The organism is uncultured Flavonifractor sp. (genome assembly GCF_944387675.1).
GTDB lineage: Bacteria > Bacillota > Clostridia > Oscillospirales > Oscillospiraceae > Flavonifractor.
Genome location: NZ_CALXFV010000005.1, coordinates 26,835 through 40,257, shown reverse-complemented (window position 1 = coordinate 40,257; position 13,423 = coordinate 26,835). Strand labels below are relative to the sequence as shown.

Below are 13,423 nucleotides of genomic sequence, written 5' to 3'. Positions count from 1 at the left end.
GACGCCACCCGGAAGGCCCACGGCATCGAGAGCCTGCCCGGCTCCCTGGAGGAGGCCATCGCCGCCCTGGAGGCCGACCCGCTCATTCTGGACACCCTGGGGGAGCACGTGGCCTCCAACTACATCGAGGGCAAGAAGAAGGAGTGGGAGGAGTACCGCACCCGGGTCTCCTCCTGGGAGCGGGAGAAATATATCATCAACTACTAAAGCCCTGCGCCTGCGCTGAAGCGGGGAGTGAGCGTGTGTGGATCAGGTCATCGTGGCCTTTGAAGGTGAAGCGACCGCCAGGCTGGTTTTGGAAGAGGCCTGAGCGGCATAGGATGAAGGACAGGTGGGGTTCAGGGCGGACCGCCGCCCTGTCCGCCGCTTCAAAGGGGGGCCGGTTATGAAATTTGTGAAGATGCATGGGCTGGGCAACGACTATGTGATTCTGAACTGCCTGAACGGGGCGCCCGAGCACCTGCCGTCCCTGGCCGCGGAGCTGAGCGACCGCCACTTCGGGCCGGGGGCCGACGGCCTGATCTGCCTGCTCCCCTCGGAGCGGGGGGAGTTCCGCATGCGGATCTTCAACGCCGACGGCTCGGAGGGGGAGATGTGCGGGAACGGCATCCGCTGCCTGGGACGGTACATCTGGGACCGGGGCCTCAGCGCCGGGCGGGCGCTGGAGATTGAGACCGGGGCCGGCCTGCGCCGGCTGGAGGACCTGGGGGAGATGATCCGGGTGGATATGGGTCCGCCCGAGGTGTCGCCCCCGGTGCCGGCAGCGGCGCTGGGGCGGCAGTGGAGCCTGATTCCGGTCTCCATGGGCAACCCCCACGGCGTGCTCTTTGTGGAGGAGCCGGGGGCGCTGGACCTCTCCGCCCTGGGTCCGGCGCTGGAGCGCCACCCCGCCTTTCCCGGCGGAATCAATGTGGAGGCGGTGTCCGTGGCCGCGCCGGACCGGCTGCGGATGCGGGTGTGGGAGCGAGGCAGCGGAGAGACCCTGGCCTGCGGCACCGGCGCCTGCGCCGCCCTGGCGGCTGCGGTATCCGCCGGGCTGGCGGAGGAGCGCGCCTGGGTGGAGCTGCCCGGCGGCACCCTGGAGGTGCACTGGGACCGGGCGGAGGGGACCATCCTGCTCACCGGCCCGGCGGTCACGGTATACGAAGGAGATTACCTCCTGCTGGAATAAAAATGGAAGGAGCACCATGGACATGGCAACCATCAACCAAAACTATCAGAAGCTGCCGGGCAGCTACCTCTTTTCTGAAATCGCACGCCGGGTGGCGGCCTACGCCCAGGCCCACCCGGACCAGCGGCTGATCCGCCTGGGCATTGGAGACGTGACCCGGCCTCTGGCACCCGCCGTGACCCGGGCCATGCACCAGGCGGTGGATGAGATGGCCACGGCGGAGGGGTTCCACGGCTACGGCCCGGAGCAGGGCTACGCCTTTCTGCGGGAGGTCATCGCCCGGGAGGACTACCAGGCCCGGGGGGCGGACATCAGCCCGGAGGAAATCTTCGTCTCCGACGGGGCCAAAAGCGACTGCGGCAACATCGGGGATCTGTTTGACCGGGACAATGTGGTGGCCGTGTGCGACCCGGTGTATCCCGTCTATGTGGACACCAACGCCATGGCGGGCCGGGCGGGGGACTATGACGAGGGCCTGGGCCGCTGGAACAGGCTGGTCTACATGCCCTGTGTGGCGGAAAACGGGTTTTCCCCCGCCATTCCGGACCGGCCGGTGGATCTGATCTACCTGTGCTTCCCCAACAACCCCACCGGGGCGGTGGCCACCCGGGCGCAGCTGCAGGCCTGGGTGGACCACGCCAACCGCACGGGGGCGGTGATCCTCTATGACAGCGCCTATGAGGCCTTTATCACCGACCCGGCCATCCCCCACAGCATTTTTGAGATCGAGGGAGCCCGCACCTGCGCCATCGAGTTCCGCTCCTTCTCCAAGACCGCCGGCTTCACCGGCACCCGCTGCGCCTATACCGTGGTACCCAAGGACCTGGTCCGGGGCGGGGCCAGCCTCAACGCCATGTGGAACCGCCGCCAGTGTACCAAGTTCAACGGCGCCCCCTACGTGGTGCAGCGGGGGGCCGCCGCCATCTACACCCCGGAGGGGCGGGAGCAGACCAGGCAGACCATCGCCTACTACCTGAATAACGCCCGGGTGATCCGGGAAGGCTTAGCGGGGGCGGGTCTGACGGTGTGCGGCGGCGAGAACTCCCCCTACATCTGGGCCAGAACGCCGGAGGGCATGGGTTCCTGGGCCTTTTTCGACCGGCTGCTCCAGCAGGCCAACGTGGTCACCACCCCCGGCGCGGGCTTCGGACCCAGCGGGGAGGGGTACATCCGCCTCACCGCCTTCGGCGGCGCGACGGACACCGCGGAGGCGGTGGAACGGATCCGCAGAATTCTGTAAGCGGCGGGGCGTCCGGCGATTGAGGCCGGGCGCCCCGCGTTGCTCTTGCCTTTTTGCCGTCCTGCGGGTATGATAAAAGGGACCCGGGGCGGCGGCCCGCCGCCCCGGCAATCTTGGAAATTGGTGATGTCCCTTGAAGCGAATGTTCCGGGCGGCCCTGCGGCTGCTTCTTGTCTGCGCGGCGGCGGCTGCCGCGGTGCTTCTGGCGCTGGTGCTGCTGCGGTGGCGCGGGCTGATTCTCCTCCCCCATGAGGCAAATCCCGGCCAGTGGGAGGTGTTCGGGGTGGATGTCTCCTCCTACCAGGGGGTGGTGGACTGGCCGGCTCTGGCGGGGCAGGGGGTGGATTTTGCCTTTCTCAAGGCCACCGAGGGCTCCGCCATGCGGGACGCCCGGTTTGCCGCCAACTGGGAGGGCGCCCGGGCCGCCGGCATCCGGGTGGGGGCCTATCACTTCCTCAGCTATGACAGCCCCGGGGAGAGCCAGGCGGAGAATTTCATCGCCGCCGTCCCCGCGGCGGAGGACGCCCTGCCGCCGGTGGTGGATCTGGAGTTTTACGGTCCCTACCTGGAAAGTCCGCCGGAGCGGGAGCATGTCCGCGCCATTCTGGACCCGCTGCTGGCCCGGCTGGAGGAGCATTACGGGGTGAAGCCCATTCTCTACGTGACCTACCGCTCCTACTACCGCTACCTGCTGGGGGGCGGTTACGGGGATTACCCCATCTGGTGCTCCAGCCCCACGGTGTTTCCCCTGGTGCCGGGCTGGGACTTCTGGCAGTACTCCCACACGGGGGTGCTGGAGGGCTACTCCGGCAGCCAAAGCTGCATCGACCTGAATATCTTCCGGGGCAGCGCGGCCCGGTTCCAGCAGTTCGGGCTGGGACAGGCGCCCTTCTAAATTCCCCTTTTTTCTGGTATACTGAATGAAACGAGCGCTTGCAATGGGGAGGATAGCATGGAACATCTGGAAACACTTGCCCGGACGCTGCGGGAGCGGTTCCCCGGCCTGGAGCTGCGGGAGAACGAGCCTATGAGCCGCCACACCACCTTCCGGATCGGCGGCCCCGCCCGGCTGATGGCCCTGCCTTGGGACCGGAAGGAGGCGGCCGCCGTGGTGCGGACGGCGGCGGAGCTGGGGGTGCGCCCCTTCTTTCTGGGCAACGGCAGCAATCTGCTGGTGGCCGACAGCGGCTATGAGGGCTTTGTGGTCAAGTCCAGCCATCTGGACCAGACCAGGGAGGTCAACCGCCGCCTGCGGGCGGAGAGCGGCATCCCCCTGGCCCGGCTGGCTATGGCCGCCCTGGGCCGCGGCCTCAGCGGCCTGGAGTTTGCCCACGGCATTCCCGGCACCCTGGGGGGCGCGGTGGTGATGAACGCGGGGGCCTATGGCGGGGAAATGGCGCAAATCCTTACCGCCGTCACCTATCTGGACGAGACGGGCAGGGTGGTTACCCTCCCCGCTTCCGACTGCGGGCTCGGCTACCGGCACAGCCTGTTTTCCCAGCATCCCGACTGGCTGATTGTGGAGGCGGAGATGGAGCTTCAGCCCGGCGACGGGGCGGCCATCAAGGCCCGGATGGAGGAGCTGGGCCAAAAGCGCCGGACCAAGCAGCCCCTGGAGTGGCCCAGCGCCGGCAGCACCTTCAAGCGGCCGGAGGGCCATTTTGCCGCCGCCCTCATCGACCAGTGCGGGCTGAAGGGCCTTTCGGTGGGCGGCGCCCAGGTGTCGGAGAAGCACGCGGGCTTTCTGATAAACCGGGGAAACGCCACGGCGGCGGATATGCGGCGGCTGATGGAGCTGGTGGGGGAGCGGGTCTTCCGGCAGACCGGCGTGGAGCTGGAGCCGGAAGTCAAATTTTTGGGATTTTGAGGTGAGGGGAAATGGATTTTGTCATTATTTCCGGCCTGTCCGGAGCGGGAAAAAGCAAGGTGGCCTCCTTCCTGGAGGACATAGGATTTTATGTGGTGGACAACATGCCGGCGCTCCTTATCCCCAAGTTTGCCGCCCTGTGCATGGCCCGGCCCGGCCTGTACGACCGGGTGGCCCTGGTGACGGATATCCGGGGCGGGCAGACCTTTGTGGGGCTGTTTGACTCCCTCCATGAGCTCCACGAGATGGGCTGCGACTACAAGATCCTCTTTGTGGAGGCCAGCGTGGAGACCATCATCAAGCGCTATAAGGAGACCCGGCGGAGCCACCCCCTCTCCGGCATGTACCCCACCCTGGACGAGGCGGTGCGCACGGAGCGCACCATTCTGGCCCCGGTGCGCCAGCGGGCGGAGTATATCATCGACACCTCCGCGCTGTCCACCGCCAAGCTGCGGGGGGAGGTGCTGCGGCTGTTCGGCCGGGGCGGGGAGACCCCCGCCATGACGGTGAATGTGATCTCCTTCGGCTTCAAGTACGGCATTCCCATCGAGGCCGATCTGGTGTTTGACGTGCGCTTTCTGCCCAATCCCTATTACATAGCCGAGCTGCGCCATCAGACCGGGCTGGACGAGGGCGTATACAATTTTGTCTTCGGCTACCAGCAGACCAAGGATTTTATGACCCACATGGAAGCGCTGATCGGCTTTTTGCTGCCCCAGTATGTGGAGGAAGGGAAGACCATGCTGGTCATCGCCATCGGCTGCACCGGCGGACAGCACCGCTCGGTGGCCATCACCAAGGCGGTGGCCGACTTCATCCGTCAGAAGGGGTATCAGGCTGCGGAAAACCACCGCGACATGACCCGGGCGTGAGGGGGATTTTGTGTGAACGAATTTTTGTTTGACCAACAGCGCCAGAGGCGGGGACCCAGGGTGGTGGCCATCGGGGGCGGAACCGGGCTGTCCACCATGCTGCGGGGCCTGAAGACCTACACCCAAAACCTCACCGCCGTGGTGACGGTGGCGGATGACGGCGGCGGCTCGGGCATGCTGCGGGAGGATCTGGGGATGCCCCCTCCGGGGGACATCCGCCACTGTATGGAGGCCCTGGCCAACGCCGAGCCGGTGATGCAGCAGCTTCTGACCTACCGCTTTCCCCAGGGCTCCGGCAAGCTCACCGGCCAGTCCTTCGGCAATCTGATCCTGGCCGCCCTCAACGGCATCTCCGACTCCTTTGACGAGGCGGTGGCCAAGATGAGCCAGGTCCTTGCCATCACCGGCCGGGTGCTGCCGGTGACCACCGCCGACGTGGCCCTGGAGGCCACCTTTGAAAACGGCACCCGGGTCCGGGGGGAGTCCAAAATCTGCGACTTCAAGAAGGCCCAGGACTGCCGCATCCAGAGCGTCCGCCTGCTGCCGGAGCACCCCAAGGCGCTGCCGGCGGCCATACAGGCCATTGAAGAGGCCAATCTGATCCTGCTGGGGCCGGGCAGCCTGTATACCAGCATCATCCCCAACCTGCTGGTGGACGGTATCGCCCAGGCGGTGTGCCGGTCCAAGGCCCTGAAAATTTACATCTGCAACATCATGACCCAGGACGGGGAGACCGAGGGCATGACCGCCTCCGACCACGTGAAGGCCCTGCTGGACCACTCCGGGCCGGGCCTGATAAACCTCTGCCTGTGCAACTCCGCCCCGGTGCGTCCCCGCCTGGTGGAGCGGTACAAGGCGGAGGACGCGGTCCCCATCGTGGTGGACCGGGCGGCCATTGAGGCCATGGGGGTGGAGCTGGTCACCCGGCCCCTGGCCTCCGAGACCCAGGACTACGCCCGCCACTCCGTGGCCCGGCTGGCGGCGGCGGTGGTGGAGCTCTACCGGGAGCGGGCCGAAACAAAGATTTTCTAATTCTGCCGGGGGCGCTGCCGCCGGTTTGGAGGGATACCATGTCCTTTTCATCCCAGGTCAAGGCCGAGCTGTGCCGGACGGCCCTCGCCCGGCGCTGCTGCGCCCAGGCGGAGGCCTATGGCGTGCTGCTCTACTGCGGCCAGTTTGACGCCCGGCAGGTGCGCATCACCACCGAGTCGGTGGAGTTTGCCGCCCGGCTGCCCGCTCTGTTTTACAAGGCATTCCGGATGAAATTCGACCGGGTTCCGGAGGAGGGGGCGGGCAAGCTCATCTTTTCCCTGACGGCGGCGGACAAGCTCTCGGTGCTGGGGGATACCTTCGGCTACCATCCGGCGGAATCCCTGGCCCACCACATCAACTTCGCGGTGCTGGAGGAGGAACACTGCCGCACCGCCTTTTTCCGGGGGGCCTTTCTGGCGGGGGGTTCGGTGACCGACCCGGCCAAGCGCTACCACCTGGAGCTGGCCACCCCCCACCGCAGCGTCAGCCGGGAGCTGCGGGCGCTGCTGCAGGAGGCGGGATTCAGCCCAAAGGAGAGCTGCCGCAAGGCCAACTACATCACCTATTTCAAGCAGAGCGAGGCCATTGAGGACTTTCTCACCGCCATCGGCGCCCCCTTGGCGGCCATGGATATGATGAATGCCAAGGCGGAGAAGGATTTGCGGGGGAGCATCAACCGCCGGGTGAACTGCGACGCCGCCAACCTGGACAAGGCGGTGGAGGCGGCCCAGAGCCAGATGGAGGCCATCTACCGCCTGGAGGAGCGGGGGATGCTGGCCGAGCTGCCCGACAAGCTGAAGGAGGCGGTGGACCTGCGCATGGCCCACCCGGAGCTGACCCTCACCCAGCTGGCGGAGCTGTGCGACCCGCCGGTGAGCAAGTCGGCTTTCAATCACCGGCTGCGCAAGCTGATGTCCCTGGCGGAGTCGTAAAAGGATGCGCCGGGGCCTTGGGATGGAGATTGGAGGCGCGTATGGCGCGGTTTCACAGCGACATATCGCCGGAGCGTATGTGTGCCAGGCTGAAGGCACGCAGCGGCTCTCATTCTGTACCCGGCGGACAGCTCCAGGTCCGGCTGTGGTCCGGCAACCGTTTTCGGCTGACCTTTCGCGGGGAACATGTCAGAGGAAAGGAGGCCCTGTTTGAAGGAAGGTTCCGGCCGGATGGACGGGGAGGAACGGAGATTCACGGCCATTTTGGGGGTTCCGTACTTATAGCCGCTGTTTGTGCCATTGCCTTTGCACCAATTGGCAGTGTGATTCTGGCTGACCAGCTTAGCGTCAAGTGGGGGTACTTCCATTCCGCATTCATCCTGCCGGGCGGGGAACAAGTACCCTTTATTCCGGGTATGCTTGCTCTGTGGGCGGCGGGGGCCGGGACATTGTTTCTGCTGCTGTATCTGATGCTCTGCCACCAGAAGCGGGAGCACAACGCTCGCCTGCGGGCCTTTTTGAGAGAACTCTGTGACTGAAAAACGGACTACGCTTCAGAAAGAGGGATTTGAACATGGAAAAGCAGCAAGCTCCGCTGCCCGGCCTGCGGGGAACCGCTCTACGGGATTTGGGAGCGCTATCTGTTTCGGCGGGAGCGGGAGATTTACTGTTCCGGCTGCGGCCAGCGCATTGAGATTGTCAAGTAAAGACCCGGAGCGTGTTTTCCGGGAAAGCGCGTGCGTTTGGGGGAGGGGGAAAGTGCGGTGAAGGAACCTGTGCCGCCTATCGTGCTCCGGCCTTCCGTTGAGGGGCGGGTGTTGGCGCTGCTGCTGCCGGGCTTCGGCGCGGTGGTGATATTTCTCCTCTCCGCGCTGTTGTCTTGTGTACCGCTGTGCGTGCTGATGGGCCTGCTGCTGGCGGGGCTGGGGCTGAACTTCCTGCTGAGCGGGAAACATTCCATTCGCTTTGAAGCGGAGCAGGCTGTGGAGCAAACTGCCTTTACAGCCTATTGCTATTCCTACGAGGGAGCGGAGGTGCTGCTCCGCCGCAGATGGACCACCACTGTGGGAATTCGCCCCGGCGGCCTGAGCCGGACCGCCATCTCCCTCCGGAGAAAGGGGAAGGTTCTGCTGACCGTTCCGGTGGGCTGGCGTCCTCCGGAGGAGCTGCGCCGCGCGGTGCGGTTTCTGGAGCGTCTGCCCATTTCCAAACGCTATTTGTAGAGATAGAATCCCAAGGAGGTATCCCCATGTCCTTTGTCCACCTGCATGTCCATACCGAGTTTTCCCTGCTGGACGGGGCCTGCCGCATCCCCCTGCTGGTCAAGCGGGTGAAGGAGCTGGGGCAGAGCGCCGTGGCCGTCACCGACCACGGGGTGATGTACGGCGTGGTGGACTTTTACAAGGCCTGCAAGGCGGAGGGGATCAAGCCCATCATCGGCTGTGAGGTCTATGTAGCCCCCCGGGGCCGGGCCGACCGGGTCCACGAGCTGGACGCGGCCATGTACCACCTCATCCTCCTCTGCCGCAACGAGGAGGGCTACCGGAACCTGTGCTATCTGGATTCCTGCGCCTTTACCGAGGGCTTTTATATCAAGCCCCGCATTGACAAGCAGCTGCTGCGGCAGCACGCCGGGGGTCTCATCGCCCTGTCCGCCTGCCAGTCGGGGGAGGTACCCCGGCGCATCCTGGCGGGGGACTACGAGGGGGCCAAGGCCGCTGCCCTGGAGATGCGGGCGCTGTTCGGAGAGGACGGCTACTACCTGGAGCTTCAGGACCACAACCTGCCCAACGACCCCGCCGTCAACCAGGGCCTGATCCGCATCCACCAGGAGACCGGCATCCCCCTGGTGGTGACCAATGACGCCCACTATCTCCGCCGGGAGGACGCCCAGATGCAGGATACCCTGATGTGCATCCAGATGGGCAAGACGGTGGACGACCCCAACCGCCTGAAAATGGAGACCAGCGAGCTCTATGTCAAGTCCACCCAGGAGATGGCCGCCCTCTTCCCGGACTACCCGGAGGCGGTGGAAAACACCCTGAAAATCGCGGATTTGTGCAATATGGACTTCCAGTTCGGCACCTACCACCTGCCGGAATTCAAGCTGCCGGAGGGGTATGCCGACGGGGACGCCTACTTTCAAAAGCTGTGCCGGGAGGGCTATGGGCGCCGCTACCCCGGCGACCCGGCGGGCTACCGGGACCGGCTGGCCTACGAGATGGGGGTCATCCGGCAGATGGGGTTTGTGGACTATTTCCTGATTGTCTCCGATTTTATCGGGTATGCTAAAAGCCGGGGCATCCCGGTGGGTCCGGGCCGGGGCTCTGCGGCGGGGTCCATGGTGGCCTACTGCCTGAACATCACCGACGTGGACCCCATGAAATACTCCCTCTATTTCGAGCGCTTCCTCAATCCGGAGCGGGTCACCATGCCGGACATCGACATCGACTTCTGCATCCGCCGCCGGCAGGAGGTGATCGAGTACGTCCAGCGGAAGTACGGGGAGGACCATGTGGCCCAGATTGTCACCTTCGGCACCATGGCCGCCCGGGGCGCCATTCGGGACGTGGGTCGGGCGCTGAACATTCCCTACGCCGAGGTGGACGCGGTGGCCAAGCAGGTACCCAGCGGTCCCGGCGCCCTCCACATCACCCTGGACGAAGCGCTCAAGCTGTCCAAGCCCCTGCGGGACCTCTACGAGAGGGAGACGCAGGTGAAAACCCTGATCGACACCGCCAAGGCCATCGAGGGCATGCCCCGCCACGCCTCCACCCACGCCGCCGGGGTGGTGATCACCCGCCGGCCGGTGGTGGACTATGTCCCCCTGGCCAAGAACGACGAGTCGGTGGTCACCCAGTACGTGATGACCACTCTGGAAGAGCTGGGCCTGCTGAAAATGGACTTTCTGGGCCTGCGCAACCTGACCATTCTGGACGACACGGTGAAGCTGGTCCGGCAGGGCCGGCCCGGCTTTTCCCTGGCGGATATCCCGGACAACGACCCGGAGGTGTTCCAGATGCTCTCCGACGGGCGCACCTCCGGGGTGTTTCAGATGGAGTCCGCCGGCATGACCGGGGTGTGCGTGGGCTTGAAGCCCCACAGCATTGAGGACATCACCGCCATCATCGCCCTCTACCGGCCCGGCCCCATGGAGTCCATTCCCCGGTTCATCGCCTGCAAGCACAATCCGGACAAGGTGAAGTACAAGCACCCGGCCCTGGAACCCATCCTGTCGGTGACCTACGGGTGCATCGTCTACCAGGAGCAGGTCATCGAGATTTTCCGCCGCCTGGCGGGGTACACCATGGGCCAGGCCGACATGGTGCGCCGGGCCATCTCCAAGAAAAAGAAGGCCCAGATTGAGAAGGAGCGCTTCACCTTCATCCACGGCGACCCGGACCGGGGCATTGCCGGCTGCGCCGCCAACGGCATTCCCCAGCAGATCGCCGAGGATATCTATGACGAGATTGAGGCCTTCGCCCAGTACGCCTTCAACAAGGCCCACGCGGTGAGCTACGCCATCGTGGCCTATCACACCGCCTGGTTCAAATGCCACTACACCAGGGAATACATGGCCGCCCTCCTCACCTCCGTGCTGGACTCCAGCGAGAAGGTGGCGGAGTATATCGCCGAGTGCCGGGACTGCGCCATCCAGCTGCTGCCCCCGGACATCAATGAGTCCGGAGCGGACTTCACCGTGTCGGGGGACCACATCCGCTTCGGCCTGGTGGCGGTGAAGGGCGTGGGCCGGGGCTTTATCAACGCCGTGCTGGCAGAGCGTGAAAAGGACGGAGCCTTTACAGATTTCGCGGACTTCTGCCAGCGGATGTTTGACGCCGACCTGAACAAGCGGGTGCTGGAGAGTCTCATCAAGTGCGGCGCCTTTGACAGCATGGGGGTGTACCGTTCCCGGCTGCTGGACGCCTGCGAGTCTCTGGTGGACACCATTGCCCAGAACAGGCGCAAAAACCTGGAGGGGCAGTTCGACCTGTTCGGCGGGGGCGGCGGCGGGCGGCAGAGCGCGCCGGAGCTCCGGCTGAAACCCATCCCGGAGTTCTCCCGCCGGGAGCTGATGACCATGGAGAAGGAGACCACCGGCCTCTACCTCTCCGGCCACCCCATGGACGAGTACCGGGAGCAGGTGAAGCAGTGGGGGGCGGCCCCCATCGGGGCCATTCTGGCGGATTTTGATCAGGAGGGGGGACCCACCCGGTTCCGGGATGAGCAGCGGGTGAAGCTGGCCGGGGTGGTCACCGCCGCCCGCACCAAGACCACCCGCAGCAACACCCTGATGGCCTACGTGACGGTGGAGGACGACACCGGCTCCATGGAAATGCTGGTGTTTGCCCGGGTGCTGGGGGTGTGCGGCTCCTATCTGAAGGAGAACACCCCCATTCTGGCGGAGGGACGGATCTCCGTCCGGGACGAGAAGGCACCCCAGCTCATGTGCGACCGGGTCACGCCGCTGGAGCAGGTGAAGGGCGGGGCGGAGCCGTCCGGTGGGGAGCGGCCCCAGGCCAGGTGCCTGTATATCCGCATACCGGGGCTGAACGATCCCAGGTGGGAGAAGATCAAGCTGATCCTGACGATGTTTCCCGGCACGGAGCAGCTGAAAGTCCGCTGCGCGGATACCGGTAAGCTGCTGGGTACGCCCTGCGTGGTCCATGACGCCCTGGTGCAGGAGCTGAAGGAGCTGCTGGGGACGGACAACGTGGCGGTGCGCTAGGAGGCAGAGCATGAATATCAAGAAACTGGCATCCATTCTGCTTCAGCGCAGGGTGATTGTGGGGCTGATCATTCTCCTTCAGTCCCTGGCCCTGCTGGCGATCACCCTGCTGTTTTCCTCGGCTTACTTCTATTTGTACTGGGCCTATGTGCTGCTCTCGGTGCTGGCGGTGCTAGTGATTGTGAGCCGCCAGACCGATCCGGGCTACAAAATCGCCTGGATCATCCCCATCCTGCTCTTCCCGGCCTTCGGCTGGCTGGTCTACCTGCTGTGCGGCGGCAACCGCATGTCCGCCCGGCAGCGGCGGAAGATGCGGGGATTGGACCGGACCATGCTGGAGCAGCTGAAGGGGGACTATCAGGCGGAGCGGCTGGCCCGGTTTGGGGAGGACGCCGTGAACCAGGCCCGCTATGTGGAGCAGTACGCCCGCTGTCCGGTCTACTCCAACACCTGCACCCGCTATTTCCCGCTGGGGGACGACGCTTTTCCCGTGATGCTGGAGGAGCTGAAAAAGGCCCAGCGGTATATTTTCCTGGAGTACTTCATCATCGGCCCCGGCCTGTTCTGGGACTCGGTGGTGGAGATTTTGAAGGCGAAGCACGCCGCAGGGGTGGACGTGCGGGTGATCTACGATGACGTGGGCTCGCTGAACACCCTGCCCATGAACTTTGCCAGGAAGTTTGAGGAGGAGACCGGCATCCCCTGCTGCGTCTTCAACCGGTTCCGGCCGGTGATCTCCATCCGCATGAACAACCGGGACCACCGGAAGTTCTGCATCATCGACGGCCACACCGCCTTTACCGGCGGAATCAATCTGGCTGACGAGTATATCAACCGCACCTCCCGCTTCGGACACTGGAAGGACAGCGCCATTCTGGTGAAGGGGGAGGCCGCCTGGAGCATGACGGTGATGTTCCTCACCATGTGGGAGTATGTCCGGGAGGTGAAGGTGGACTATCCCGCCCTGCGCCCCACCGCTCTGCCGCCGGAGGCCGGGCAGGGGAGCGGCTATTTTGTCCAGCCCTACGCGGACAACCCCCTGGACAACGAGCCGGTGGGGGAGACTGTCTACCTGAATGTGATCAGCAAGGCCAAGCGCTATGTGTATATCATGACCCCCTATCTCATCATCAGCGACTGCCTCAATACCGCCCTGTGCAACGCCGCCAAGTCGGGGGTGGATGTGCGCATCATGACCCCCCACATCCCGGACAAGCCCCTGGTGTTCGAGCTGACCCGCTCCCACTATGAGCCGCTGCTGGAGGCGGGGGTGCGTATCTTTGAGTATACCCCCGGCTTTGTCCACGCCAAGAACCTGGTGTCCGACGACATCTATGCGGTGGTGGGCTCCATCAATATGGACTACCGCAGCATGTTCCTCCACTTTGAGGACGCGGTGTGGCTGTGCCACGATCCCACGGTGCTGGATGTAAAGGAGGACTTTCTCTCCACCCAGATCAAATGCCAGCCGGTGACCCTGGAGCAGTGCCTGGCCCACTCCTGGGCCAGGCGGCTGTTTCGCTCCATCCTGCGGGTGATGGGTCCGCTGCTGTGAGCGCGCAAATGGCCTGCCGCTTTTG

10 protein-coding genes and 1 pseudogene are annotated in these 13,423 nt (G+C 64.9%); all 11 read left to right on the top strand.

Going from position 1 to position 13,423, the window contains the following annotated elements; all coding sequences use genetic code 11:
* Nucleotides 1–207 (top strand): annotated as a pseudogene (locus Q0J74_RS01220) (type I glutamate--ammonia ligase); the annotation flags it as partial.
* Between the two features lie 178 nt (nt 208–385).
* Entirely contained in the window at nt 386–1,171 is a 786-nt protein-coding gene (gene dapF / locus Q0J74_RS01215; RefSeq protein ID WP_297209374.1) for a diaminopimelate epimerase, read from the top strand.
* A gap of 22 nt (nt 1,172–1,193) precedes the next feature.
* Entirely contained in the window at nt 1,194–2,411 is a 1,218-nt protein-coding gene (locus tag Q0J74_RS01210; protein ID WP_297209371.1) for an LL-diaminopimelate aminotransferase, read from the top strand.
* Nucleotides 2,412–2,553: 142 nt separating this feature from the next.
* Nucleotides 2,554–3,306, top strand: a complete 753-nt coding sequence (locus tag Q0J74_RS01205) for a glycoside hydrolase family 25 protein (RefSeq protein ID WP_297209379.1) — start codon at nt 2,554–2,556, stop codon at nt 3,304–3,306.
* A 57-nt stretch (nt 3,307–3,363) separates the two neighbouring features.
* Complete coding sequence (murB, locus tag Q0J74_RS01200) at nt 3,364–4,278, top strand: UDP-N-acetylmuramate dehydrogenase (protein ID WP_297209368.1); 915 nt, start codon at nt 3,364–3,366, stop codon at nt 4,276–4,278.
* Between the two features lie 11 nt (nt 4,279–4,289).
* Nucleotides 4,290–5,150 carry an RNase adapter RapZ gene (gene rapZ, locus Q0J74_RS01195; RefSeq protein ID WP_297209365.1) on the top strand — a complete coding sequence of 287 codons (861 nt, stop codon included), beginning with the start codon at nt 4,290–4,292 and terminating at the stop codon, nt 5,148–5,150.
* Nucleotides 5,151–5,162: 12 nt separating this feature from the next.
* Nucleotides 5,163–6,182, top strand: a complete 1,020-nt coding sequence (locus tag Q0J74_RS01190; protein ID WP_297209362.1) for a gluconeogenesis factor YvcK family protein — start codon at nt 5,163–5,165, stop codon at nt 6,180–6,182.
* A gap of 38 nt (nt 6,183–6,220) precedes the next feature.
* Nucleotides 6,221–7,114, top strand: coding sequence for a DNA-binding protein WhiA (whiA, locus tag Q0J74_RS01185; RefSeq protein WP_297209359.1), 894 nt, complete (start codon nt 6,221–6,223; stop codon nt 7,112–7,114).
* Nucleotides 7,115–7,878: 764 nt separating this feature from the next.
* Nucleotides 7,879–8,337 (top strand): hypothetical protein, encoded by a 459-nt coding sequence (locus Q0J74_RS01180; RefSeq protein WP_297209356.1) that lies wholly within the window; start codon nt 7,879–7,881, stop codon nt 8,335–8,337.
* A gap of 26 nt (nt 8,338–8,363) precedes the next feature.
* On the top strand, nt 8,364–11,843 hold the full coding sequence (locus Q0J74_RS01175; RefSeq protein ID WP_297209353.1) for a DNA polymerase III subunit alpha: 3,480 nt from the start codon (nt 8,364–8,366) through the stop codon (nt 11,841–11,843).
* A 10-nt stretch (nt 11,844–11,853) separates the two neighbouring features.
* Complete coding sequence (gene cls, locus Q0J74_RS01170) at nt 11,854–13,398, top strand: cardiolipin synthase (protein WP_297209350.1); 1,545 nt, start codon at nt 11,854–11,856, stop codon at nt 13,396–13,398.
* Nucleotides 13,399–13,423 lie beyond the last annotated feature (25 nt).